Source organism: Candidatus Chloroploca asiatica, assembly GCF_002532075.1.
Taxonomy (GTDB): Bacteria; Chloroflexota; Chloroflexia; order Chloroflexales; family Chloroflexaceae; genus Chloroploca; species Chloroploca asiatica.
In genome coordinates this window covers 1-25,819 of sequence record NZ_LYXE01000169.1, presented here as the reverse complement: position 1 = coordinate 25,819, position 25,819 = coordinate 1, and the positions used below count along the sequence as shown (strand labels likewise).

The 25,819-nt window shown below is 59.8% G+C and carries 16 protein-coding genes; 12 read left to right on the top strand and 4 right to left on the bottom strand.

What is annotated here, in order from left to right:
- From A9Q02_RS20155 to A9Q02_RS20120, 7 genes are all read left to right on the top strand, one after another.
- On the top strand, window positions 1-981 hold a 981-nt coding region (locus A9Q02_RS20155; RefSeq protein WP_216361566.1), incomplete at its 5' end, for a lamin tail domain-containing protein.
- A gap of 144 nt (window positions 982-1,125) precedes the next feature.
- Window positions 1,126-2,106 (top strand): class II fructose-bisphosphatase, encoded by a 981-nt coding sequence (gene glpX / locus A9Q02_RS20150; protein ID WP_172451217.1) that lies wholly within the window; start codon window positions 1,126-1,128, stop codon window positions 2,104-2,106.
- Window positions 2,107-2,114: 8 nt separating this feature from the next.
- A complete protein-coding gene (locus tag A9Q02_RS20145; RefSeq protein ID WP_245860773.1) occupies window positions 2,115-3,566 on the top strand; it encodes an O-antigen ligase family protein in 1,452 nt (483 codons plus the stop codon).
- 275 nt (window positions 3,567-3,841) lie between these two features.
- Window positions 3,842-4,339: a BREX-3 system P-loop-containing protein BrxF gene (gene brxF / locus A9Q02_RS20140; RefSeq protein ID WP_097654869.1), complete on the top strand. Its 498-nt coding sequence runs from the start codon at window positions 3,842-3,844 to the stop codon at window positions 4,337-4,339.
- A 16-nt stretch (window positions 4,340-4,355) separates the two neighbouring features.
- The gene (locus A9Q02_RS25435) at window positions 4,356-5,012 is read left to right on the top strand and encodes a DUF6079 family protein (protein WP_097654868.1); all 657 of its coding nucleotides are present in this window, start codon (window positions 4,356-4,358) and stop codon (window positions 5,010-5,012) included.
- A 30-nt stretch (window positions 5,013-5,042) separates the two neighbouring features.
- Window positions 5,043-8,156 carry a DUF6079 domain-containing protein gene (locus tag A9Q02_RS20130; RefSeq protein ID WP_097654867.1) on the top strand — a complete coding sequence of 1,038 codons (3,114 nt, stop codon included), beginning with the start codon at window positions 5,043-5,045 and terminating at the stop codon, window positions 8,154-8,156.
- A 291-nt stretch (window positions 8,157-8,447) separates the two neighbouring features.
- Window positions 8,448-11,180, top strand: coding sequence for a DNA methyltransferase (locus A9Q02_RS20120; RefSeq protein ID WP_245860771.1), 2,733 nt, complete (start codon window positions 8,448-8,450; stop codon window positions 11,178-11,180).
- A 45-nt stretch (window positions 11,181-11,225) separates the two neighbouring features.
- Here A9Q02_RS20120 and A9Q02_RS20115 read toward each other — a convergent pair whose 3' ends face one another.
- Both A9Q02_RS20115 and A9Q02_RS20110 read right to left on the bottom strand, forming a co-directional pair.
- A complete protein-coding gene (locus A9Q02_RS20115) occupies window positions 11,226-14,123 on the bottom strand; it encodes an AAA family ATPase (protein WP_097654864.1) in 2,898 nt (965 codons plus the stop codon).
- Window positions 14,124-14,127: 4 nt separating this feature from the next.
- Window positions 14,128-15,162, bottom strand: a complete 1,035-nt coding sequence (locus A9Q02_RS20110; protein ID WP_097654863.1) for an nSTAND1 domain-containing NTPase — start codon at window positions 15,160-15,162, stop codon at window positions 14,128-14,130.
- A 176-nt stretch (window positions 15,163-15,338) separates the two neighbouring features.
- On the opposite strand from A9Q02_RS20110, the gene A9Q02_RS20105 reads away from it, so the two are divergent.
- The 3 genes from A9Q02_RS20105 (at window position 15,339) to A9Q02_RS20090 (ending at window position 18,802) form a co-directional block, all read left to right on the top strand.
- The gene (locus A9Q02_RS20105; RefSeq protein ID WP_097654862.1) at window positions 15,339-15,608 is read left to right on the top strand and encodes a hypothetical protein; all 270 of its coding nucleotides are present in this window, start codon (window positions 15,339-15,341) and stop codon (window positions 15,606-15,608) included.
- Window positions 15,609-16,075: 467 nt separating this feature from the next.
- Window positions 16,076-18,067, top strand: a complete 1,992-nt coding sequence (pglZ, locus tag A9Q02_RS20095) for a BREX-3 system phosphatase PglZ (protein ID WP_097654860.1) — start codon at window positions 16,076-16,078, stop codon at window positions 18,065-18,067.
- Between the two features lie 6 nt (window positions 18,068-18,073).
- A complete protein-coding gene (locus tag A9Q02_RS20090) occupies window positions 18,074-18,802 on the top strand; it encodes a hypothetical protein (RefSeq protein WP_097654859.1) in 729 nt (242 codons plus the stop codon).
- On the opposite strand, the gene A9Q02_RS20085 is transcribed toward A9Q02_RS20090, so the two are convergent.
- Window positions 18,783-18,965, bottom strand: a complete 183-nt coding sequence (locus tag A9Q02_RS20085) for a hypothetical protein (protein ID WP_097654858.1) — start codon at window positions 18,963-18,965, stop codon at window positions 18,783-18,785. The two genes, A9Q02_RS20090 and A9Q02_RS20085, sit on opposite strands and share 20 nt — an antisense overlap.
- Before the next feature lie 2 nt (window positions 18,966-18,967).
- On the opposite strand from A9Q02_RS20085, the gene A9Q02_RS20080 reads away from it, so the two are divergent.
- The gene (locus A9Q02_RS20080) at window positions 18,968-20,515 is read left to right on the top strand and encodes a cryptochrome/photolyase family protein (RefSeq protein WP_245860769.1); all 1,548 of its coding nucleotides are present in this window, start codon (window positions 18,968-18,970) and stop codon (window positions 20,513-20,515) included.
- Window positions 20,516-20,551: 36 nt separating this feature from the next.
- Here the strand turns inward: A9Q02_RS20080 and A9Q02_RS20075 are convergent, their stop codons facing one another.
- Window positions 20,552-21,304: an ABC transporter ATP-binding protein gene (locus tag A9Q02_RS20075; RefSeq protein ID WP_097654857.1), complete on the bottom strand. Its 753-nt coding sequence runs from the start codon at window positions 21,302-21,304 to the stop codon at window positions 20,552-20,554.
- A gap of 361 nt (window positions 21,305-21,665) precedes the next feature.
- Here A9Q02_RS20075 and A9Q02_RS20070 point away from each other — a divergent pair, with 361 nt between their 5' ends.
- Entirely contained in the window at window positions 21,666-25,040 is a 3,375-nt protein-coding gene (locus tag A9Q02_RS20070; protein ID WP_141509089.1) for an ATP-binding protein, read from the top strand.
- Window positions 25,041-25,819: the final 779 nt, after the last annotated feature.

Sequence of the window (25,819 nt, the reverse complement as noted above, 5' to 3'; positions counted from 1 at the left end):
CCCGTGCCAACTGCAACTCGCACACCCTCCCCCACCCGCACCGCCACCAGTGTGCCCGTGCCAACTGCAACTCGCACACCCTCCCCCACCCGCACCGCCACCAGTGTGCCCGTGCCAACTGCAACTCGCACCCCGTCCCCCACCCGCACCCCGTCCCCCACCCGGACACCAACAACTCTGCCAGAAGCAACCACCACGCCTCGTAGCTATCCGGCAGGAACCCTCCTGATCAGCGAAATCCTCGCAGCACCACGTGACCTATTCACCCATGAGTGGGTCGAACTCTATAATCCCGGAACTGCAACGATTGATCTACAGGGATGGAGCCTGGATGATGAAGTGGATGGAGGGGCACAACGTCTTGAGGGGATGATCGAACCTGAGGCATATCTGGTGATTGAGCTTGGACGGGCTATTCTCAATAATAGCGGTGATACCGTCCGGCTCTTTGGCCCAGATGGCGCGTTGATCGACTCGTATCGCTTTGGGGCAACAACGCCCGATGTCAGCTTTACGCGCAATGTCCAGACAAACACCTGGAGTACCAGTGAGGCCCCGTCACCAGGTACCGGGATGGTCAAGGTGCCGACGAGGGCGAACACACCTACCGTTGTAAGCAATAGCAGCACCGGCAGTCACGAGCCAACCTCAGAGCCATCAACCAGGCCAGAGGCAACAACCTCCCCGCGCGCAACATCTATGCCTACGGCAACCTGGCCCAACGAGCCAGGGCCAGCCCCAACATATGCCGCTCGGCCCGGTGCGTTGTATCAAGGAGGGCTTGAGCGAGGAGAGACACCTCCAACCGAGACCGTGCTCGCCAACCCAGAACCAACAACCCAACCGACCGAGCTTACAAGCGTGCCCGAACCTGTCCGAGCGAAGCAACCCTTGCCCTGGATGCTCATTGCAGGGCTCGTCCTCATCATTGTTGCATGTGGGTTCCTCCTGCATGATCAAAGAACACAGAAAAAGCCGTAGTCTAGGAACAAAGTTTCTTACCTTCCCAGGAGCGAGGGCGGTACGCCCTCGCTCCTGGGAAGGTAAGAAACTCATTCGACAGCAAGGCAAGGCTGTGCTAAAATTCACCAATCTATCGCCTCAAAACGCCAACGGAGGTTTCCGATGCGGATCGAGCGTAATCTGGGGATGGATCTTGTGCGCGCCACCGAAGCCGCTGCCCTGCGCAGTGGTCGTTGGATGGGTCGCGGCGACAAGATCCGCGCCGACCAGGCAGCAGTTGATGCTATGCGGTACGCCCTTGATAGCGTGCCAATGGACGGGGTCGTTGTCATCGGTGAAGGCGAGAAAGACGAAGCGCCGATGCTTTATGTCGGTGAGCGCGTTGGGGCAGGTGAAGGTCCCGAAATGGACGTGGCCGTTGATCCTGTTGAAGGCACAACCCTGCTCGCCGAAGGTATGCCCGGGGCAATTGCGGTCATTGCCATGGCCGAACGCGGTGCCCTCTACAATTGGCAGGGCATTGCCTACATGGATAAACTCGCCGTCGGTGAACGCGCCAAAGGTGTGATTGATATTAATGCACCAGTAGCGTACAATGTCCGTGCTGTTGCGCGTACCCTGGGCAAACAGATCGAAGATGTGACGGTGGTGGTGCTTGATCGTCCACGCCATAAGGATTTGATTAAAGAGATCCGGGAGACCGGGGCACGGATCAAGCTAATCCTCCACGGTGATGTGAGCGCGGGCATTATGACGGCGATCGAGAATCCACCTGCCGATATTTTGATGGGCATTGGTGGTGCGCCCGAGGCAGTCATTACCGCCGCCGCCCTCAAGTGTCTCGGTGGCGAAATCCAGTGCAAGATCTGGCCCCGCAACGATGACGAACACGCTCAGATTGCCAACCTTAAACTCGATATCGAACAAATTTTCACCACCAAAGATCTGGTCAGAGGCGAAAATGTCTATATTGCCGCCACTGGCATTACGGCCGGCGAGTTCTTGCGCGGAACAGAATATTTCGGTGGTGGTGCCCGTACGCATAGTGTCGTGATGCGCTCACGCTCAGGAACGGTGCGCTATATTGATGCAACGCACCGCTGGGATAAGCTGATGCGGATCAGCAATATGCCCTATGGATGATCGTTTCTATGCAGTCGTTGTCCTTACGTGATACGCTCGTACGCTCACCCGCAATGGTCGCCGCCCTCGCCCTCGCCCTCGGTGGGGTCGTGGGCGGTGCTTCTGCGTTTGGCCCGCTCTATGCGTTTGCCGGGTTGCTGGCTTTGCTGGCCGCCGCCCTGATGCTTGTTTCGACCCAGGTCGGGTTATTGACGGTCTTTGCGATTGTTACGCTGATTCCGTTTGCAACGCTGCCCTTCCGGGCGATTATTACCCCCAATTTCCTGACTCTCGCCCTGCTCGCCCTCACCGGGGTCTGGGTGCTGCGGATGCTTGCTCGCCCCGACCAGTATGATCTGCGCCTCACGAGCCTCGCGCTTCCGCTCTTTGGCTTTCTTAGCCTCACGCTCTTTTCGTTGATCCTTGGCGCTCGTGGCTTGCCTGATACAACGACACTTCATAATTATGTCAAGTTCATCCTGGGTGTCCTCCTCTATGTGAGTGTGGTCAATACGGTGCGAACGCGCACGCAGGCGCGGCAGGCGCTCCGCGGGTTGATTCTGGTTGGCGGCGGGGCCGCGCTCGTGGCGTTGATCCTTTGGGCACTCAATGATGCGTGGACGCTCCGTATTCTCGTGAGCCTCGGGCCGCTCGGCTATCCGACAAGTGGGCGTGTGTTACGGTATGTCGAGGATGATGTCACTGGCCTCGAACGGGCCATCGGTTTCTCGGTCGATCCGAATAGTTTTGGCGGGATGCTCGCCCTTGTCGTCGCCATCGCCGCCGCACAACTGGTCGCCGTTCGCCCCCTCTTGCCCCGCTGGAGCCTCGCGGTCATCGTGACGCTGATGACCGTGGCGCTCTTACTCACGTTTTCACGGGCGGCCCTCTTTGGGCTGATCTTTGCCGCTGCCTACCTGGCAACCATGCGCTACCGCCAGCTCTGGGGGGTGATGGTGGGCGTCGGCGTCGTCGGTGCGATCCTCTTGCTCACCCTTGGATTTGGCGAGGAGTTTGTCACCCGCATGGTCAGCGGGGTACAGTTTGAAGACCAGGCTCAGCAGATGCGCCTCGCCGAATTCCGCAATGCGCTCGCGATAATCGAGCGTTATCCCGCCTTTGGCATTGGATTCGGCCAGGCCCCGGATCTCGATCTGACCGCCGGGGTGAGCAGTATCTATCTGGCGATTGGGCAGCGTATTGGCCTGATTGGGCTTGCGGCGTTCCTCGGCACCGTCGGGGCCTGGTTTCTCACGACCATCAAGGCGCTGAAGGTGATTGATGAAGAGCGGGTCAGCTGGGTGCTCGGCTGTCAGGCCGGGATCGTCGCCGCGCTCGCCGTTGGCCTGGCTGATCACTATTTTTTCAATATCGAATTTAGCCATATGGTCGCACTCTTCTGGGGAACGATGGGGATGGCAATGGCCGTTGTTGATCTACCAGCCGATGGAGAAGATGCGCAACCGTCACCGTCGCCGTGAATGGCTCGGCTTTTGGGTTTCGGCATTGATGCGCAATTGCGCTATGAAACGATGGTTGAGACACGAAACCGGAAACGCATGCGCTCGAATGATAAAGTGGGATGGGAACTGTGTGACGTATATGCTATACTATTGCCTGAGCTTTCAAGAAATAAATCAGGGAGTGCCGACTGAAGTCGGCGTCCGGCTCAGCCGACTTCAGTCGGCACTCCGGTACACCGGATGCCGGCTAAAGTCGGCACTCCTCAGACACACATAGTCTAGGACTGCTATATATGGCAGTTCGACGCGAGGGCACCTTGGTACAGCATTCACATCTCTTGTTTTCCCTCGAGCGATTTCTTGCGGTACAGCCCTATTACCCATGCTGCATCCTGGCCCATCCCGATCTTCGGCAGCTTCACGAGGCTGCCGCTATCATTCGTGCGCACTATGATTGGCCGGTTCTTTCGCTTGGCGCGGTTCTGAGCGAAGCACTACGTGATGTTGTCCCTCATCAGAGAGCTCAAACCACGCACGCGGTGCTGTGTGCGGCGCTCAGTCCCGTTGCTCCCGGCCCACTGCTCTGTGGCGAAATTGATCTGCTCTTTGAACCCTCGCTTCAGCTTGATCCGCTCCGGCTTTTGCGCGAGGTCAGCCGCAGCGCGACGATCATCGTGCTCTGGCCAGGTACGATCCTCGCTGGCACCCTCGCCTATGCGGTGCCAGCCCATCATCACTATCGTACCTGGCGAAGTACCGACCTCATGGCAGAATGCGTTGTTTCGTTGTAGCTCGACGAGGTTGTCTATGCGCTACCGCGATCTTGTTCAGTTTGAACCCATCGAGAGTGTGATCAAGATCAATACGGCCGACGATAAAGTGGCGGCGGCGGCATTGGTGCAGAGCTATGTGATCTCGGATCGCATGGCGGATCAGCTCGTCAACCTGGTCTTTCCCCAGTTGCAGATTGATCGTCCGATCGATAACAAGGGCGTGCTGGTCGTTGGCAATTATGGCACCGGCAAATCTCACCTGATGTCGGTCATCTCGGCCCTCGCCGAGCATGGCGATCTGGTGGCTCAGGTGCGCCATCCGACGGTGCGGGCTAACCTGGCGCCGCTTGCCGGGCGCTTTCTGGTGGTGCGTACAGAGATCGGTGGGGTTGAGCGCAGTCTGCGCGATATTGTGCTTGCCGAGCTTGAAGCTTTCCTCGATCGAGTCGGTACGCCCTATCACTTCCCGCCGGCGTCGCAGCTTACCAATCACCTTGGGCCGCTGACCGAGGCGCTCCAGGTTTTTGCTGAGCGCTATCCCGACAAGGGCATCCTGTTTGTGCTTGATGAGATGCTTGATTATCTGCGCTCACGCGAGGAACGGGCGCTCATTCTTGACCTTGGCTTCTTGCGTGAGCTCGGTGAGGTGGCAAAGGTGACGCCGTTGCGCTTTCTGGGCGGTGTGCAATAAACCCTCTTTGATAATCCACGCTTTGCCTTTGTGGCCGAGCAGCTGCGCCGGGTGCGCGATCGCTTTGAGCAGGTGCGCATTGCCCGCGAAGATATTGCCTATGTGGTTGCCGAGCGTTTGCTTGGCAAGTCTGATGAGCAACTGGCGCGGATTACGGCGCATCTGCGCGGTTTTACCGGTCTCTATCCGTTGCTCGCCGAGCGTTTGAACGAGTTCGCTCGTCTCTTCCCCATCCATCCAGCCTATATCGACACCTTTGAACGGGTCTATGTCGCCGAGAAGCGTGAAGTGCTCAGGACGTTGAGCGCGGCGATCCGGACGGTGCTGGATCTGCCTGTCCCCGTCGAGCAGCCCGGGCTGATCGCTTACGATCACTATTGGCAGGTGTTGCGTGATAATCCAAGTCTGCGCACGCTCCCAGGTGTGGCCGATGTTGTGGAGAAGAGCAATGTCCTGGAAGGGCGCATCACGAATGCCTATACGCGCAAGCAACTTCAGCCAATGGCGATCCGCATCATCCATGCCTTGAGCGTGCATCGGCTGACGACCAGCGATATCTATGCGCCACTGGGTGTGACGGCGGAAGAACTGCGCGATCAGCTCTGTTTGTGGACGCCGATGCCCGAGGCGGATGCTGGCTTTCTGGCGGATACCGTCCAGGTGGCGCTCAAAGAAATTATGCGCACCGTCAGTGGGCAATATATCTCGCATAATGCCGAGAATGGTCAGTATTATCTCAACCTCAAAAAGACGGTTGATTTTGATGCAAAGATCACAGAACGCGGTGCGTTCATGGAGGAACGGGATCTCAATCGCTACTTCTTCGATGCGCTGCAGCGCTTGCTCAATCTGACGACCAGTACCTATGTGCCGAATGTGCGCATCTGGCCGTATGAACTCCCCTGGGAAGCGCGCAAGGTGACCCGGCCCGGGTATCTCTTCTGTACCCTCCCAAGTGAGCGCAGTACGGCGCAACCGCCGCTCGATTTTAACCTCTACTTCCTGCCTCCGTTTGGCGCGCCTGCGAAGCTTGCCGATGGCGAGGCGCATGAAGTGCTGTTCCAACTCCAGGGGCTTGGGAGCGACTTCACGGAACTGGTACGGCTCTATGCTGGCGCACAAGCAATGGCTGCCGAGTCGCCCAACTATCGCCAGGAGTATGAGGATAAGGCGCGCAGCCATCTGCACACGTTGCTGGGCTGGCTCCGCCAGCATCTGACCAGCCAACTCAAGATTATTCATCAGGGTGTCGCGAAGACGGTTGCCGAGGTGCTGGCGAAAACACGCAGCAGCGCGAGCAGCGACCTCGAAGAGTTGCTCCGTGTGCTGGCGGCACATGTGTTAGCGCCCGAGTTCGCCGCCCGCTACCCCGAGTATCCGGCCTTTACGCGCCTGGCTCAGCCCGTGACCGAACAGGCGCGGAGCCAGAGCGCGATGGACGCGATCCGCGCTCTGGCTGGGCGTGGACGCACGAACCTGGGGCTAGCGGTGCTGGATGGGCTGAAGTTGCTTGATGCCGAGGATCGCATCAAGCCACTGAACTCGCCCTATGCCCGCCACTTCCTTGATCTGCTGCTGGCCAAAGGCGAAACCCAAGTGGTCAATCAAGGTGAGGTTATTGAGCAGGTGGCCGGTGGCTTGAAACCGATCTTGAAAGATGTCCGTTTCGGGCTTGAGCCAGAATGGGTGGCCGTGGTGCTCCTGGCACTCGCCTACGATGGACAGATCACGGTGAGTCTTGGGAGCGATGAGAAGTTGATCGATGCCGGGACGATCGAGCGCGCCGCGACGGTAGCGCTGGAGTCGCTGGCCGATTTCAGGTTTTATCGGCGGCCAAAAGCGCTGCCACTGCCCGTCTGGACGATGATCTTCGAGGCCTTCGGCCTGCAACCGGCACTGCTCCGCAGCACAATTGATCGTGATCGTGAGCAGGCGGTGACGCTGCTATGGGAGCACGTGCAGAAAGAGGTGCGTCAGGTCGTCGCGTGGCAAACAACCGTCCAGGGTGGGCTCACGCTCTGGAATCAGCCCCTCTTCACCGACCGGTTTACCTATCAGATCCAGGGGGGCCAGGTGATCAATGCCGATCTGCCGAGCGTGACCCTGAGCCAGACGGCGCTGTTGCCCTACCTCAAAAAGACGAAAGAGTTCCTTGAGGTGCTGGCGCGTTATGACAAACCTGGCAAGCTGCGGAACATGAACCTGAGCACCGCCGAGACAGAACAGGCGCTTGCGGATCGGCTCGTTGCCCTACGAACGCACGACGTGCTTGAGGTCATCGGCCAACTTCAACCGCTCACCAGTTATCTAAGCGAGGCGGGCGCCATGCTGCCCGAAGAATATCCGCAGCCTGACCATGCCTGGGTGAAGCGAGCGAACGCAGCCCGCGATGAATTGCTCTGCGCGATGCGATTGCTGGCTCGTGGTGAGGGCAAGGTCGATCTTGTGACCTGGCGGCGCCGACTTGAGGAGTTGCGGCAAGCGTACATGCAGTACTATAGCGAGTTGCACACCGCCCATGTCCTTGGTCTAACAGATGATGACCGGCGTGCCCGGCTGCTGCGCGACCCACAGGTTGATCAACTGAAAACCCTGCGCACCGTTGATATTCTGCCTGGTCAAGAACTGGAGCGCTGGAGCAAGGCCGTCATTGATCTGCCGGCATGTCGCGACTTTCACGTCGGTATGTTGGACGATAGCCCGACCTGTCGCTGTGGATACCGCCCCCAACGCAGTGGCGGGCCAACCGCAGCAAGACGGCTGGAAATGTTGCATGAGCAACTTGGGAGCCTTCAGAGCCAATGGCACGCTGCGCTGCGCCAGAATCTGCAATCCGAGACCGCCCAGCAGAGTATGAGCTCCATGACGGCGGCGGAACGTCGGCCCATTGATGCCTACCTTACGACCACCGATCCCGCCTCAACCCCACTCCCCGAGGGTCTGGTCAAAGCGATTAACCAGGCGCTGCGCGGCCTGCAGACGGTGGCAATCAACCCAGACCAACTGCTGATTGCGCTGCAAACTGGCGGCTTACCCTGCACCGTTGAGGAATTGAAGCAGCGCTTTGATCGCTACCTCCGCCAGACCATGAGCGGACACGATCCGCGTGACACGAGGGTGACGATTGAGCAGGTGAAACTATGAAAGTAGTTGATCAATATCATAAATGGGTTGAGTGGAGTGATGAAGATCAGACGTATGTAGGCAAGTGTCCCGATCTCATAACGGGTATTCACGGGGACGATCCTGTTCGTCTGTACGCAGAGTTATGCGCTGTCGTGGATGAGGTCATTCGGCACTTCCAAGCCACGGGACGGATGCTCCCTCGCCCGCGAGTGCGACCTATGCAAGAAGTTGTCTAGGACTACCAACATGGCTCAGACAACACTCTTCTCAGAACAGGCGTCTCCAACCGGCCCCGTCGAGTGCCTTGGTTTGACCTTTGCCAACGATGAGGCCCGCCGCGCCTATTTCACTGAAAAGCTCCGTGAGAAGCTGCGTGATCCCGCGTTTCGCACGATCGAAGGCTTCCCCGTTGGCTCCGATGAGGATATGCTCGCGCTCTCTGATCCGCCCTACTACACCGCCTGCCCCAATCCGTTTCTTGAGGATTTTGTGCGCGTGTATGGCACGCCGTATGATGCGGATGAAGTGTATCGGCGCGAGCCATTTGCAGTTGATGTGAGTGAAGGAAAGACCGATACCCTTTATACGGCTCATTCGTATCACACCAAAGTGCCGTATAAGGCCATTGTGCGCGCTATTCTACACTACACTGAACCAGGCGATCTGGTGCTGGATGGCTTCTCTGGTTCGGGTATGACTGGCGTTGCAGCCCAGGTTTGTGCAACCCTCGACTCTGAACTCGTCTTGGCATTGCAGAAGGAGTGGCAAACTGCGGAGCGAACGCCTCTCAAGGTTGGGGCACGACGCGCTGTGCTCAATGATCTTGGTCCAGCCGCATCATTTATTTCTGCAAACTACAATTTGTCGTTCGATGTAGATGCTTTTGAACGTGAAGCAAAGCGTATCCTTGCAGAGTTGCGCACTGAATTAGGCTGGATGTATGTAACACGGCATAGCGATGGTCGCGAAGGCAACATTAACTACACCGTCTGGAGTGAAGTCTTTACTTGTCCAAACTGTAGCAATGAGATAACCTTCCTCGAGGAAGCGCTTGATGAGAACGGACGAGTGCGCCCGGCTTTTCCTTGTCCACATTGTGGGGTTGAGTTGACAAAAGAATCAGTTGAGCGAACATTTGATACTCACATCGATCATAGCACGGGTGAAGCCTGGCAACGAATACGCTTCACGCCCGTGCTGATTAACTACAATGTCGGTTCGACGCGCTATGAGAAAAAACCAGATGAACAAGATTTGGCAGTGTTAGCCCATATTATGCCGATGCCTCTTCCTTCAAGTGTGCCAACCAATACGTTTCCAATAAAGAAAATGTATCATGGTTCTCGTCTTGCGCCAAAGGGATTTACTCATATTCACCATCTGTTTTTGCCCCGTGCTGCGCAAGCGATTGGAAGTTTGTGGGGGAAGGCTGCATCAATTGAGGATGCTCGTCTACGCCACATCGTTCAATTTTTTATTGAGCAGGCTATTTGGGGCATGTCACTCCTGAATCGCTATAGTCCAATTCATTTTTCTCAAGTGAACCGTCAACTTAATGGGGTCTACTACATTGCCTCTCAGCATTCAGAAGTATCGCCCTGGTACAACCTGGAGAACAAACTAGAGCGACTTGGAAAAGCATTCAGGAAAAGCTATGCAAAGCTAGATCAAGCCATCATCACAACTGGCACAGCCGCACGTTTAGGGCTGCCCGATCAGTCAATTGACTACATCTTTACCGATCCACCCTTTGGCGAGAACATTTATTATGCCGATCTGAACTTTCTGGTAGAGTCTTGGCACCGTGTCTGGACCAACCCTGCACCCGAAGCCATCGTTGATCAAGCAAAGAAGAAGCAACTCGCAGACTACCAACGGTTGATGCAACACTGCTTTGAAGAATACTACCGCGTGCTCAAACCCGGACGCTGGATGACGGTCGTCTTTCATAACTCACGCAATTCAGTGTGGAATGCCATTCAGGAGGCCATGCGGGTAGCTGGCTTTGTGGTTGCTGATGTACGAACGATGGACAAACAGCAGGGCTCGTATCGACAGGTCACAAGCAGTGCCGTCAAACAAGATCTGGTTATTTCAGCATATAAAGCCAACGAAGGGCTAGAAGCGCGTTTCCGTCTGGAGGCTGGTAGCCCACAGGCTGCATGGGATTTTGTGCGCACGCATCTGCGGCAACTGCCAATCTTTCTGACGAAACAGGGGAAGGTCGAAGTTGTGGCGGAGCGACTACCGTTTGTGCTTTTCGACCGTATGGTCGCGTTTCATGTGCAACGCGGCGTGGCAGTACCTCTCTCAGCGCAGGAGTTCCAGGCAGGACTGGCCCAACGCTTTCCTCCACGCGACGGCATGTACTTTTTACCCGAGCAGATCGCCGAGTACGAACGCAAACGCATGACCGTGCGCGAGATACAACAACTCGCGATCTACGTTACCAGCGAAGACTCGGCGATCCAGTGGATCAAGCAGCAACTGACCAACAAACCACAGACGATTGCCGAATTGACCCCACAATTTATGCGCGAGCTCAATGCCTGGCCGAAACACGAACAACTTCTCGAATTACGCATGCTGCTCGAGGAGAATTTTCTATCCTACACCGGTGCCACCGCGATTCCGGCGCAGATTGTGACCTGGATGAAGAAGAGCAGCGATCTACGCGATCTCATCGCCGACGAACTAGCGCGTGGCACCGCAACAGCCGAGCAAGGTGCGTTGACCACCGCCAACCCGCGCCTGATCAACGCCGCCCGCGACCGCTGGTACGTGCCTGATCCCAACCGCGCCATCGACCTTGAACAACTCCGCACCCGGAGTCTCCTGAAAGAGTTTGCCACCTATCTGGAAGGAACCCGTAAGCTCAAACAATTCCGCAGCGAAGCAATCAAAGCCGGGTTCAAACAGGCCTGGAACACCAAAGATTTCGCGACGATCGTGCGCATCGCCGAGCGCCTGCCCGAAAGCGTCGTCCAGGAAGATCCCGACCTGCTGATGTACTATGACAACGCGAGCCTACGGGTGAGGTAGATAACTTCGTGCACACATGAAGAAGATCGAACAGCAGCCCAAGCGCTAGGCCGGGTGGCGCTTGACAACCCAGCGGCGCATTAGTTCGACAGTGAAGTGGTAGTGTGTCCCGTTGAGGGCGATGACATCGTGGCGCACAAGGGGCTTCAGCACGGCTTCCAGTTCGGTGTCGGGCAAGCCAGTGGCCGCCACAAGTTGCTCGCGCGTGAGACCCTCAGGGTGGGGGGCCAGGGTGCGCAATACCTGTAGTTGACCGGTTGCTTGCCCGCGCTCGGCCTGGTTCCAGACGCCACTGAAATAGGCTTCACCATCACGAAAGAACTCGGGCGCGGCGATCACCTGATCGACATCTTCGCGCTCAAACCGCCGTGCTTGTTCACGCCCCTCCTCGAAGCTCAGGCGGTTGAAGCGGCTCACCAGGGTGTGGCCGATGAGTTGCACCAGAAAGGGTTGGCCGTTTGTCAGGGCGATGATGTGTTCGATAGCCGCCTCATCGTAGTCGAGGTCGAAGTCGGGGGAAGGTTCAATGATCAAGCGTCGCGCCGCTTCCGGGCTGAGGAAACTGACGCGAATGCCGGTGACGGCCCCAAACAGGGGATGCCAGTAGTCGTGGCGCCGCTCTTCCAGGCTGTAGAGGCCCGCAAAAGCAAGGACAAACCAGGGAAAAGTCGTGAAGGTGCCACGCCAGAACTCAAACAGATCAGGGGTGAGGTGTCCTGCCTCGATCTGGGTCTCAAGTTTCTCGAACTCGTCGATCGCAATGATCAGCCGTCGTCCGGCTCGCACGGGATCGAGTCGCTTGAGAAAGCGCGTAAAGCTCAAGTAGGGCCGTTCGACGGAAAAATCGTCTTCGCCTGGTTCTTCCAGGCCGCTGAGACCTTGCGCCACAGCCTCGTCGTAGATGTGCAGCGCCAGTTGGTAGAGCAGATCGGCTTCGTCGCGCACCCGTCCGACACGCTGCATGTTGAAGTCAACAATGATCGTGCGGGGGCCAAAGCGTCGCCCCAGGTTGTGCAGGATGCTGGTCTTGCCCATGCGCCGGTGGCCGTAGATCACCACCGAAGGAATCTGACCCTCTGGGGTCCAGAGCTCCTCGAGACGACGCATGATCTCCTCACGGCCCACAAAGCGCTCGCCCTCAGCCGGATTGTTGAGAATATAAGGATTGGAGACCGGCCCGGCCTGTATGGCCCGGCCCACGAGCCCACCCTCGGTGATGATTAGCGCCTGCCACTGGCGAATGATCCGGCGCAATAAGGCTTGTTCGGGTGCCGTCACGCGGGTCTGGACATCCTGATCGAGCGCTTTGAGCGCGTCAGTTGCCCGCAGCAGCGCCGCCTGCTTGTTGGCACGACTGGTGCTATCGTAGTAGGCCTTGATGTGATGACCGACATCGGCGAGTTGACCCAGCGCCGTCAGCACCGCTGGACGCACGATCGCGTGCTGCGCAACGCTCAACGAGCTTGCCGTTCCCTGCGCTGACCGCCTGGAGCCAGCGGTATCACCCCCTTGCTCTGGGTGGAACACCTGACTCGACGCGGATGAGAGTTGCTTGAGCTGCCGGTAGCCCAGAAAAGCATCGATAGCCGCAAACATCTGGGCAAGCTCGGCCCCGCCGGGATAGGTCTGTAGATCGGTGTAACTTGCCCGCCAGCGAGCCAGATCAAATGGTTCAACGCCCGTTTCAATCTGCTCCTGCGCCTCTAGGAGATCGTGCAACATCCCGGCGAAATGGGTCAGCGGGGTGACACGGCGGTCACGCAATGGCCGGGTCAGACGATAGACCCAGCGTGGGTCGCCAATGGTAAACCGCCCTACCCAGCGCTGGTTCAGTTCGGCGAGCAGCACCTGGCGTACGGACAGCCGCGAATGCCAGTCATACCAGTCAACTGGTGTGTTAAGGTACTCATCCACCACGGACGCCTCAATAAGTCGATAGAGCACCTGAAGCGGCTGGTCATGACTATGCAGGTAGTGTTGCAAAGCCGCCTGAGCTGCCCAGCGTTGGCAAGGGTTACGGGAGACACTGACCAGCAGCCGCAACCCTTCCGCCTCTTCCTGCTGCAACTGGTGCAGCAAAAAAGCCCGGCTGAACGGGAGGGGCAGCACCCCAAACTCGTCCCAGACCACCGGATGTTGTCCACGCCGCCGGCTAAAGAGGGCGGGGAACAACTGCAAAAGATAAAAGGGCAGGCGCAATGCTCCCATGCCGAGCCACACACCGACCGCCGCACCGACCGCCGCGTCGCGCAACACGACGTCCAGCACGCCACCGACTATGCTTTCCCCCACGCCGCCCACCACACCGAGCGCCACGCCGTACGCTACGCCGCCCACCATACCGCCCACCACACCGAGCGCCACGCCGTACGCTACGCCGGCCACCACACCGAGCGCCACGCCGAACGCTACGCCGCCCACCACACCGCTCACCACGCCGAACGCCACGCCGAACGCCACGCCGAACGCCACGCCGCCCGCCACGCCAACCACCACGCCGAACGCCATGCCAAGCACCACGCCGCCTGCCACACCGTCTGCCTCGCTGGCTAACATGCTGGAGCCGCTCCCCACGCCGGACCACACGCCGACCACCACGCCGACCACCACGCCGACCACCACGCCGACCACCACGCCCTGCCAGTTTACTGGTGTACCCACCAGCCAGCTAACGCTTACGGCGAGCAGGCTACTCAGCACAAAGCTTAACCCTGGAACCATCAGCCAGAGATGCCGATACGCCTTGATCTGCCAAATCTTCCCTACTAGCCCCTTCCACCCTGCGTCGGCTTCATAATATAGTTCCGGTGCAGCCTGGTAGAGATGCCATTTTAGTGCAGTGGGCTGGAAGAAGACCCAGGCCGCCAGTAACAGGTAGTGGCGCGGGTTGAGCGGGTTCAGGCAGGCGGGCAATGCGCTGCGGTAGGTAGGGAAGTTCGGCATTCGCTTACCCTCTGCTCTTCTGGCGGTATAACGCCGCCGCCGCTTGCTGCAAGCGCGCCGGGTGGCGTCCACTTTGCTCGAGCAACTCTGCGATCTCCTCCTCATCGAAACTGATCCCGGTGCCCGCCAGGCGTGTCGCCAGGAAGTCGCGCGCCTCGGCACGCTTAAAGGGCGGCACCTCAAGCGGATGGCAGATATTCGCCAGGGGCGAAGTGTCGCCGAGCTTGTCGGGAAAGAGTTCGGCCAGGGGTTGCCCGCTCGCCACAACCAGGGTCAGAGGAGCCGTTGAACCATCGGACAGACCGCGTAATTCCTCACGCACCTCAGCCGAGAACCGGTCACGGCGCATCTTCTCGATCTCGTCCAGGCAGAGAATATAGCGCCGTCCGGTTAATTGCCGAGCCAGATGATACCCACGGTAGAGTCGCGTCAGGCCGAGCTCGGCGCACAACGCTTCGAAGAAATCCTCATCACTGTGGATCAACTGCATATCAATCTGGAGCACTGCCTCGCTGGATATACCAGGCTGAGCGGAACTACGATGCTGGATCATGGCGAGCAGCGACGACTTACCAATCTCACGCGGCCCAATCAGCGAAAGGTTGCTTCCTTTGCCCAACTCCTCAAAAATCTGGCGCAACAACTCCTCGCGCCCAAAGAACTCAGCGGGGTCATCAATGCGTCCCCGGCGTCCGAAAGGATTGGGGGCGATCTTTGTCGTGGAGGCCGCTGGAACAGTGAGTGATTCTGGCGGAGCAACCGGCACCGCCACCCCATAGCCGCCCAGGACGATCAGCGTATTGCATACCGTCTCGTCGAGGCCGAGCAGTTTGGTGAGGAGCTGGAGACTCGCGAGCGGAATGCGGTTGGTGCCGTCCAGATATTTGTAGAGGGTAGTACGGTCGCACCCAAGTTGCTCGGCGAGCCAGGTTTTGGTGCCCTGAGGGCGACGGCCTTGCGTCTGTACGCGATAGGCAGCTACGGCAGCATTGAGCTGGGCAAGGAATGCTTCAGGGTCGGCGGTAATTGGTTGGCGCATTGTACCCTCGGAAGTGTGGTGCAAGCCGCGACATATTTCGTGGTGCATGTTGTTGTTTCGTCAACACGGACTACGCTACGCTAGGCATGTCGCAGCGCTGTGGCCCGGAGGTCCACCCCGGTACCGGATTGATCCCCCGGTGCGGTGGTCAGGCTTCAGTCATCAGGAGAAGGTCTATGTTGCTCATTTTGTTCCTCATCATTGCCTTGCTGCTTCACTGGCCCTACCGCTGGGTACGCACCTGGGATTTTCTAGGGCGCGAGGTGAGCGAGATGCGAGCCTTGATGTACCACTACACCTACGGCCCGCGCCACGACCGGCTCGACTACAATGGGCTCTCTCAGCTTCAAGTCTGGCTCGTGCAGATCATCGCCACCGTCGCGGCACGGCTCCAGCCCGAACTAATTGCCTGGCTGGTTGAACTATTCCGGCACTTGCTGCCCTGATTTTACCATAGTTTTCACCTGTTCAATGTGCAGATGCCTCTCCACCACGGGTACGCCAGGGATTGCTGTGCCTCTGCGTCCACCCTGGCCTATCCACTATGTTTCGGCGTGTGCTCAGGGGCTGTCTGAAAAGGCGACGGTTTGCTTCGGAGTGCCGGCTTTAGCCGGCTAAAGCCGGCACTCCAAGGGCACACCACCTGGTGGCGAACAATGCTGACACCCTTTTCAGACAGCCTCTCAGGGGTGTAGCGGCACCCGCCTTTATCTTATCGCTGTCTTAAAAACCATAAGTCAGCCCTCCCGGATGCTCACCTCTCTGCATTGGGGCTTGGCTCAAACCAGGAATGGCGTAATCACCGCCAGCGCGTAGGGGCATACTCAGATGCGGTATACTAAAGAGAGCCACAGCAAGCTTCCGGGCAGGTTGGCTCAGCGAACCAAAGCGCAAGCCTGCACGCAGGGTAGTCATGATGCTTGACCAGGTTCTGGCCTATTTCCCTCCTCATACACACCCGATCTCGCTCGTGAGCGATCCCGATGATCTGCTGGGCGATGAGCAGTTGCTGGCCGTGCTCGCCGAGCGCGGCTTCCGCTTGATTGCTGAGCACGATCCGATCGCCGTACGCTATAGCATTCAACAGCTTTTGCCGATCAGCGCAGAGATGCCCGTCATCATTGTGACGGCAGGGCCGCTCGATGCGCTGCCGTATGACCTGTGGCAGCAGGGGTACCACGTTGTGCTTGCGTTGCACCAGTTCTTTCCCGACATCGCCTACCCTGCCCTCCGCGAGCTCAGCCCAGGTCAACGCCATCGGCTGAGTGCAGCCCAAGCGAAACTCGGCAAGCCACTCCAGGCGCTCGCCTACCGCGATAGCCTCGATTACCTGCTGCAGATGGTGTTTGCGGTTGAGCCTGGTCGGCTGCGCTCAAGCGCTGATTGGCTGGCCTGGCTCGATGGATACCACGCACGCAACGATCCCATGTCGCCGGTTCTTGCCCAGCACCTCGGGAGCCGACTGCGGCAATTCGCCTTGCTTGCCAGCCTACCAATCGATGCAATGCTTCAGGATGCGACGGCATACCACCGTTTTGTCCAGGAGGAATGGCTCAAGTACCTGCACAAGCAGGTGCGCGAGCGCTCGGAGGTGGCGTATGCCCCAGAGCCGATGCTGCCATTCGAGGCCGATCCGGCCCTCCACGATTTGCTCCCGCGGCTCGTGCGTACCGGGACGCTGACTCCGGTTGCGCTCGTCAACGCCGCCACCCTGCCATCCTGGACGCGACCGGCAGTTGTTCCGCACAGCGCGGATCTCCGGCGTCAGCAGTTTGCGGAAGGAGTGGCATGGCTTGAGCAGCAGATCGCACCCAACGCATCTGCGGCAACGTCATCACTGCGTTGGGAACAATGGCAGCTTGTGGCCCGACGCTGGGCACAGCTTAGCAACTGGCGTGCAGCGCCCGATGGCGGACTCGATCAGGATCACCTCAACAGATATCACCTCTTGCAGGCGCATCTCGACGAACAATTCGCGCACTGGCTGCGCGCCAACTACGCCACCCTCGCCACGCGGGCCCTGCCTGTGCCGCATCACCTGCATCATATCCCTGGCTGGCTGGCCTATCAGCGCCAACAGCAGCCTGATCAGCGCGTTGCGCTGCTGGTGCTCGATGGGATGTCCCTCGCCGACTGGCTCCACATCCGCGACCTCTGGCAGACTCGTCACCCTGACTGGCGCATCGCTGATCGCCTGGTTCTCGCGCAAATTCCGAGCATGACCGCGATTTCGCGCCAGGCCTTGATCAGTGGCAAGCGACCGGCTCAGTTTGAACCCACCCTGCTGCACAATCGACACGAGGAGCGGCATTGGTCAAGCTTCTGGCAATTGCACGGCCTCGCGCCCGATGCGATCGCGTTTGCGCACCTTGCGACCCAGCGCGAAGCCGCCTATCCTGATCGCATCCAGAGCCGCCGTATCCAGGCGCTCTGCCTCATCAGCTCAGTCATCGATGCGAAGGTTCACAACGAGAGCCAGGGAGCGAGCGGGTGGCAAGCGACCCTGGGGGTCTGGCTCCACGTCAATGACGGCCAGCACCAACCCGTCGCCTGGCTGGAAGGACTGATCAAACATTTGTTCAATCTGCGGTATACTGTCGTCGTCACCAGTGATCATGGGCACGTGGAGGCACGAGGGATGGGGGTTCCTCAAGAAGGGGTGCTTGTAGAGTCACGCAGCAAGCGCGCACGAGTCTACTCCAATCCAGACATTGTCCGCGTCGTGCAGATGCAGTTTGCTGACACCATCGTGTGGACTGACGATGGCTTGTTGCCAGCCCAGACCCAGGTGATGATGCCACAAGGCCGCCGCGCCTTTGCCCCAGCGGGTGAGCTTGTCATCAGCCACGGCGGACTAACAATTGAAGAGATGGCTGTGCCCCTGATCACCATAACGCAGAGCTAACATCATATGGAAAAGCAGATCGGCTTTCGTCAAAATATTTACCTAAACTGGCTGGATGCGACCGCAGCCATGTGCTCAGAGACGAGCGATATGCAGGAGTTGCGCGCTCGTCTTGACCCAATTGTTGCGGAGCAGGTACAGAGCCAGGAGAATCGCCAGGTTGCCATTAGCATTCTTCTGAGCATCTGGGTAAAGACCGGTGAACAGCATGCTCATTTACGAAACGAAGCCGTCAACCTCTTTGCCCACGCACACACAACGCACGACCGAGTCTGGCTGCACTACGGCCTGAGCCTGCTCGCCTACCCCTTTTTTCGGCAAGGCATGGTAGCCCTGGGGCAATTGCTCCGTCACCGCGCTACTATTCGGCCCCACGAGCTTGAAGCGCGCCTGGCAGGTGAACTGGGCCAACTTGGGGGCTTGCCAAAAGCCACGGATCGCCTGATCTTCTCCTTACGCAACTGGGGCGTACTTCAGGCAACCGCACAGCGCTCGAGCTACGCTCCGCAGCGACACACCGCAACAAGCCCAGCGATCGAACAATGGATGCTCGAAGCAGCCTTTGCCGCCCATCCCGCGCAGGATCTCCCCTTTGCCGACCTCATCCACCTCCCCGAACTCTTTCCTTTCCGCTTTACCCTTACCATTGACGACCTGCGCCGCACTGAGCGCTTTGAAGTCCAGCGTCAAGGCATGGGCTGGGACATGGTTCGGCTTAAGGTTGATCCGTATTGACGCAAAGGCAGAAGATGGGTAAGACCTCACAGGTCTTGAAGACCTGTGAGGTCTCGTCGAGCAGATTCATTGTTGGAAAACCACCAACCGGCTGAGCCGGAAGCCGACTGAAGTCGGCACTCCGCTGAGCTTCAACGGTAATTGAAATCACATCAGGAGTCATCAGTGAACCTTGGCACGCCAACGGTCTGGATCTTGGGCGATCAGTTGCTCGATCCGCATCCGGCGATGGTGGCCGCTGCGTCTGTGGCGGGTACGTCGCCGGTACGGGTGGTGTTGCTTGAGAGCAGTGCCCGCCTGAGCCAGCAGCCCTACCAGCGTAAAAAGTTGGTGTTGCTGCTTAGTGCGATGCGTCACTATGCGGCGTTGCTGCGGGCGCAAGGGTATGAGGTTGACTACCTGCACGCGCCCGATTTTCTGACCGGGTTGCGTGAACATTGTCAACGCACGCAGCCGGGCCACCTCTTCACGATGGCCGCCGCCGAATATGCGACCCGTCAGTTCCAACTCACCCTTCCCGATGCGCTCGGTCTCCCGGTGACGATCCTGCCCAATACGCAGTTCCTCGTCGGCCAGTTCGACCCGTTCCCCGACGCCGCACCCACACGCACCGTGATGATGGCGACGTTCTACCGTGCCATGCGGCGTCATTTTGCGGTCTTGTTGGAAAAAGATGGCGCCCCTATCGGTCAAAAGTGGAGTTTTGACGCCGAGAATCGCAAGCCCTTGCCACGAACCCTGACCCCGCCAGAGCCTCCGGTAAACGAGCCTGATCTGCTCACCCAGCAGGTCATGGAAGAGGTCGTTCGCATGCCCAATGGGATCGGCGACGTAACCGGTTTTAACTTGGCTGTCACGCATACCGAGGCGGCGCAGTTGCTCGCAACGTTTCTTGGCGAGCGCCTGGCGAACTTTGGCCCGTATGAAGATGCCATGACGATGCGTTCAGCGCTGCTCTACCACTCGGGGCTTTCGCCTTATCTCAACCTGGGCCTGCTCGAACCCATGCAACTCATCCGGGCCGCCGAACAAGCGTATCATGATGGCAAGGCACCGCTCAATTCTGTGGAAGGCTTTGTGCGCCAGGTGCTCGGCTGGCGCGAGTATATGTACTGGCAATACTGGCGTCAAATGCCCGCATTGGCGACCAAAAATGCCTGGAACGCCACCCGCACCCTGCCCGCCTGGTTCTGGACAGGTACAACCGATCTCAACTGCCTGCACCATGCCCTCACCCGCGCCCTGCAGACCGGCTACACGCACCACATCGAACGCCTGATGCTGCTGACAAATCTCTGCCTGCTGGCAGGCGTACAGCCGCACGAGGTCAACACCTGGTTCTTGGCGGCCTACCTTGACGCCTACGACTGGGTGATGGTGCCGAACGTCTTTGGCATGGGCCTCAACGCCGACGGGGGTGGGATCGCGACGAAGCCGTACATCGCCTCGGCCAACTACATCAACAAGATGAGCGACTATTGCGCCAGTTGCCGCTACAACGCCAAACAGCGCACCGGCCCTGACGCGTGCCCCTTCAACCTGCTCTACTGGAATTTCCTCATCACCCATGAAGAAGCCCTACGCGCCAACCCACGCCTTGGGCCGGCAGTGCTGGGCCTCAATCGGCTCACGACGGAAGAACGCGCTGTCATCCAGCAAGAAGCCCTGCTCGTGCTAGAACGCCTCGGCTTTCACCAGGCAGCAGAGGCGTAGAACAAGCGTGGTTGACCAGCACAACCACGTAACTGTTCACTCATCAAGCAACGCAACTTCAGCGGGGTCGCCGGTCAGGCTCAGGAAAATATCTTCGAGACTGGCGTCGCCACCGGCGCGCAGTTGATCGAGCGTGCCCGAGGCAATGATCGCCCCTTTGTTGATGATAAAGACCCGGTCGCACATCCGCTCGGCGATCTCAAGGATGTGCGTTGACATGAAGACGGCGGTGCCCTGGGCTGCGACATCACGCAGGAGATCTTTGATCAACCGGGCGCTGCGTGGATCGAGGCCGACGGTTGGTTCATCGAGAAAAAAGGCGCGTGGCTGGTGCAGCAGTGCCCCGGTGAGCGCCGCTTTCTGGCGCATCCCGTGGCTATAGCCACCGAGCAGTTCATCGCCACGGTCGGTTAGCCCGAAGAGGCGCAACAGATCCTCGCCGCGCTCACGGGCGATCTTTGGCTCAAGACGGTAGAGCCCGCCCATAAACTGGATATATTCGCGGGCGGTGAGCTTTTCGGGTAAAAAGGGCTGATCAGGCACATAGCCAAGCAAAGCCTTGGCGCGCAAGGGGGCCTTTTGCAGATCAAACCCGCCGATGCGGGCCACACCAGCACTTGGGCGCAGCAAGCCGATCAGCATCTTGATCGTCGTCGTCTTGCCCGCCCCGTTTGGCCCCAGAAAGCCAACGATCTCACCGGGATAGATGCTAAGATCGACGTTCTGGACTGCGACGATATCGCCAAAGCGTTTTTGCAGGCCGACGGCCTCAATGATTGGTTCGTTCATAGGATTATACTCGCTGCGTGGCGGCTTCGCCGCCACGCAGCGAGATGAGGGCAGGGCGATTGCATCTTCCGTGCATGCACCCCACCAGGGCACCCGCAAGGGGTGCCCGTACACCGGGCCCGGCCCCCGGCCCTGTAGGGGCACCCGCAAGGGGTGCCCCTACAGGGCCGGGGGCCGCCGTTTGCGCCGCTGGTTGCATGCACATGCTGCCACATAGAGCGTATTTTTATCCGGTTTCGTATGATGCGATCGCCCTAGAGATGAGAGCAAGGGTTTCACCAGGCAGCACGCCGGAGGCATTGTAGCATGAGTTGGGGCACAGGTGGCGTTGGTCGCGGCGGGGCAGTGCTACAATCAGGCTATGAAGATTCAGCTTCTGGGTGGGTGTCGGGTGACCTGGCAGGGACAGCCGCTGGTGTTGCCGCGACGGCGGGTGCGTGCGTTGTTGTACCGGTTGGCGGCGCAAATTCAGCCGCTGCCGCGTGATCGGCTGGCCTTTCTCTTCTGGCCTGATGCGCCCGATCACCTGGCACGACGCCATATGACGCGCTTGCTTTCGAGTCTGCGTGCGGCGTTGCCCGAGCCGCGCCTGGTGCTGGTTGATGAGGAGATGGTGGGGCTTGAGGCTGCGCTGGTTGAGGTGGATTGCCATGCGTTTGTGCGTGGCACGGCTGCACCTGATCTGGCTGGGCTCGCTGATGCGCTGGCGCTCTATCGTGGCCCGTTTATGGATGGCTTTGCGTTGCCCGATGCGCCTGAATATGAGCTGTGGCAGGCGGCGACGACCCGCGAGTTCCACGCACGTTACCTCGGTGGGCTGGAAGTGGCAACTGAACGCGCGGTTGCCCTGGGTCAGTTGACGGCAGCGATCCAGTTTGCCCAGGCGTACCTGGCTGTCGATGAACTCGCTGAACCGATGCACCGCCGGTTGATCGAGCTCTTTATGGCTGTCGGCGATCGGGTGGCTGCATGGCGGCAGTTTGAGCTGTGCTGCCGGGTGCTCGAACGTGAACTTGGTGTTGGGCCGTTGCCTTCAACGCGAGCGGTGTTGCAACCAGGATCACAACGATCACGCCTTGACGCTGCGCCTGACACCGCTGCGTTGCCCAAGACGCAGGCACCGTTGGCTCAACAAGACCTATTTGACACACTGTCAATTGTGCCAATTTTGCCTTCACTGGAGGTGCCGCTGGTTGGGCGCGCCGAGGAACTTGGGCGTTTGCAGGTAGCCTATGCGCGTTTTATGACGGGGCAGCCGCAACGGGGCGGGTTCATTCTGATCAGCGGTGAGTCGGGGATGGGCAAGTCGCGCCTGGTGCGTGAGTATGTGGCCGATCAAGCGGGGCTTGTGCTGACGGGCGTTTGCCATGCCGATGGACAGCATCTGCCCTATGCGGTGGTGATCCAGATGTTGCGTCAGACACTGCATCCGCCGACACTGTGGCAGGCGGTTCCGGCCCACTGGCGCAGCGAGCTGCTCCCGTTGCTACCCGAGTTACGCCAGTACTTCCCCGATCTCCCGATGCCAATCGGGGTCGCGACGGCCTTTGCGCAACAGCACCTCTATACGGCGCTGACCGAGGTATTGCGCACATTTGCGGCCCAACAACCGCTGCTGCTCTGCTTCGATGATCTGCCGTTTGCCGATGAAGCGACGCTGGGATGGTTGCGCTCGCTGGTGACCAATTGGGGCGATACGCCACTGATTGTGTTAGCGACGGCCACCACGGTGACGCCTACGCTTGACCAGTTGGGCAAACGGCTGCGGCGCACCGGGCGTCTGGCCGAGGTCGATGTTGGGCCGCTGGGACTCGCGGCAGCCCAGCATTTGCTCGGCTTGCTCTCACCGCCGCCGCCGATTGAACTGGTGCCTCAGATTCATCAGGTGACCAGGGGCAATCCCTTCTTTATGCTCGAAATCGTGCGCGCATTGCAAGAGCACACGCAACCACATCCCTCTCCTGCCACGCTCCCACTCCCTGTAACGGTGCGCGAGGCGATCCTGGCGCGGATCAGCCACCTGAGCGAATTGGCCCATGAGGTGCTGGAAGTGGCGGCGATCCTCGACCCTCACCTCGACGAGCACCTGCTCGCAACGACGGCGGCGCGGGCAGCGGGGGAGATCGGTGAAGCCCTCGAAGAACTGACAACACACCAGGTGCTTGGGATAAATACCGCAGACGCAACCGCAGCGCGGCTCGCCTTTGCGCACCCATTGCTACGCAGCGCCGTGCTCGAACAGCTCTCGCCGTGGCGACGGATGGTCTTGCATCGGCGGGCAGGGGAAGCCTTAGCCCAGGTGTACCCAGATCAGCCAGCACTCGTGGCACCTCACTTTGCGCGAGCGGGGCTGGGGGAGGAGGCGCTTAGCGCATATCAGCAAGCAGCCGCGCAAGCCTCGGCGCTCTATGCCTATGGGGTTGCCCTAACAAATCTTGAGGCAGCGTGCGGACTGCTCCCCCAGATCAAACAACCGACAACCCGGCACCTGACCCTGCTACGCCAACGCCTCGCGCTCTACCGCACCCTGTTGCACCTCGATGCCTGGGCAAGCGACGCTGCGCAGGTGCTGGCGATGGCAGACGCGCTTGGCGATTCAGGGGCGCGGCTTGAGGCGCTTGAAGCGCAGATGAGCCTGGCGGTGTTGCAGGGGCGCGCCGAGCAGGTTGACGTGACCGCTACCGAAGCGCTGGCGCTAGCAACGGCGACCGGCGATCAGGTCGCGGCAGCGCGTCTTCACCAGACGCTCGGGTGGCACCTGGCCGATACGCTGGGGCGTTCGCGGGAAGGCCTGACGCATCTCGAACTGGCGTGTCGGCTAGCCGAGGCGGCTCAGGCGACGTCGGTGCTCTATCAGGCGCTGTGTCATTGCGCCTTTGCCCAGCGCGCCGAAGGCCAGGGCAAAGCAGCCCTTGCCAGTGCGCAGCGGGCGCTGGCGTTGACCAGCTACCAGCCACATTGCCCACCGCACCCGGCCTGGGCTGACGCCCTGCGCGAGCTTGGCGAAGCGAGCGCCTATCTTGCGCATTGGGAAGCGGCGCGTACCTACCTGCGCCCCCTGCTAGATCTGTATCGCACCCTGGAAGACCCCTGGGCCTATGGCGCCTTACTCTACAACTACGGGCTCTACAGCAGCAACATGGGGCAACACAGCGACGCCATTGACGCCATGCGCCAACTCGTCGTCTTGAGTGAACGCGTCGGCCTACCGGCCGACTCTGCGTATGGCATCTGGCACCGTGCCGGGCTTGCGCGGGTACTCATCGCGGCAGGCGAACATGGTGAAGCCGGAGCAGTGTTGCGGCACCTGCACGCAACTGGTTTGAGCTCGGGGCGCCCGTATCTCGCCTGGGCACGAGCGTGGGCGGAATACGACCTGGCGACGGGTGCGGCGACCGACGCCTTGACAATCCTGACGCCAGCCATCGCCTGGTGGCGCGAGCATGCGAGCCCACACGATGCCGACATCTTCATCTTGCTTGCGCAAGTCGCCCTGGCGAGTGGGGATCGCACCCTGGCCGAGGCAGCGCTGACCGAAGCAACGGCACACCTGGCGAAAACCGACCTTGAGCGGTACAGCCTGCGCCTCCTCATCGTACGGTACCAGATCTCCGGTCACGTGCGCGATCGCGACGCAGCGCAGCTGGCCCTGGAACGCCAGGCCGCACGATTCACCGACAGCGCCTTGCGGGAAGCCTTTGTGAACGAGGTGGCTTTGCATCGGAAGATTAGGTAGGGGGGCACGGGCAAGCCGTGCCCGTACGGGCACGGCGGGGGGAGGGCACGGGCAAGCCGTGCCCGTACGGGCACGGCAGGGGGAGGGGCACCTCTTGGGGGTAGGTTTTTCATATGACGTGCGGGTCATGACCATCCAAGGCATCCTCCCTGTCAGCCCGCCGCGCCCGCCGTGGCACCCCGAGCGGAGCGAGGGGTCTTCCATGCGCATCAGTGAAGATTCCTCACTCCGTTCGGAATGACATGGATGGCGTTGCCACCCCGAGCGCCGGCCCTGGCCCCCCGCTGCGCCCGCCATGTCACCCCGAGCGCAGCGAGGGGTCTTCCATGCGCCGCAGCGGAGATTCCTCACTCCGTTCGGAATGACATGGCGGGCGTTGCCACCCCGAGCGCCGGCCCTGGCCCCCCGTCGCGCCCACCGTGGCACCCCGCTGCGCGCCCTTGCCACCCCAAGGCATCCGCCATGTCACCCCAAGGCCATCAGCCGTGGCACCCCGCTGCGCCCGCCATGTCACCCCGAGCGGAGCGAGGGGTCTTCCATGCGCCGCAGCGGAGATTCCTCACTCCGTTCGGAATGACATGGATGGCGTTGGCACCCCCGCTGCGCCGGCCCTGGCCCCCCGTCGCGCCCGCCGTGTCACCCCAAGGCATCCGCCGTGGCACCCCAAGGCCATCAGCCGTGGTACCCCGCTGCGCACGCCATTGATCAACGATAATTAGAATTGCCGGTGGTGATCTTTAGAATTGCCGATCCCATCTGCCTCCGCGATGACCTACCAT

Bases quoted from the DNA above. Each gene is read 5' to 3' on its own strand.
- A9Q02_RS20110 (WP_097654863.1), bottom strand. From the start codon at position 15,162: ATGCGCCAACCAATTACCGCCGACCCTGAAGCATTCCTTGCCCAGCTC.
- brxF (WP_097654869.1), top strand. From the start codon at position 3,842: ATGGCAGTTCGACGCGAGGGCACCTTGGTACAGCATTCACATCTCTTG.
- pglZ (WP_097654860.1), top strand. From the start codon at position 16,076: ATGATGCTTGACCAGGTTCTGGCCTATTTCCCTCCTCATACACACCCG.
- A9Q02_RS20105 (WP_097654862.1), top strand. From the start codon at position 15,339: ATGTTGCTCATTTTGTTCCTCATCATTGCCTTGCTGCTTCACTGGCCC.
- glpX (WP_172451217.1), top strand. From the start codon at position 1,126: ATGCGGATCGAGCGTAATCTGGGGATGGATCTTGTGCGCGCCACCGAA.
- A9Q02_RS20075 (WP_097654857.1), bottom strand. From the start codon at position 21,304: ATGAACGAACCAATCATTGAGGCCGTCGGCCTGCAAAAACGCTTTGGC.
- A9Q02_RS20115 (WP_097654864.1), bottom strand. From the start codon at position 14,123: ATGCCGAACTTCCCTACCTACCGCAGCGCATTGCCCGCCTGCCTGAAC.
- A9Q02_RS20145 (WP_245860773.1), top strand. From the start codon at position 2,115: ATGCAGTCGTTGTCCTTACGTGATACGCTCGTACGCTCACCCGCAATG.
- A9Q02_RS25435 (WP_097654868.1), top strand. From the start codon at position 4,356: ATGCGCTACCGCGATCTTGTTCAGTTTGAACCCATCGAGAGTGTGATC.
- A9Q02_RS20070 (WP_141509089.1), top strand. From the start codon at position 21,666: ATGAAGATTCAGCTTCTGGGTGGGTGTCGGGTGACCTGGCAGGGACAG.
- A9Q02_RS20085 (WP_097654858.1), bottom strand. From the start codon at position 18,965: ATGACTCCTGATGTGATTTCAATTACCGTTGAAGCTCAGCGGAGTGCC.
- A9Q02_RS20090 (WP_097654859.1), top strand. From the start codon at position 18,074: ATGGAAAAGCAGATCGGCTTTCGTCAAAATATTTACCTAAACTGGCTG.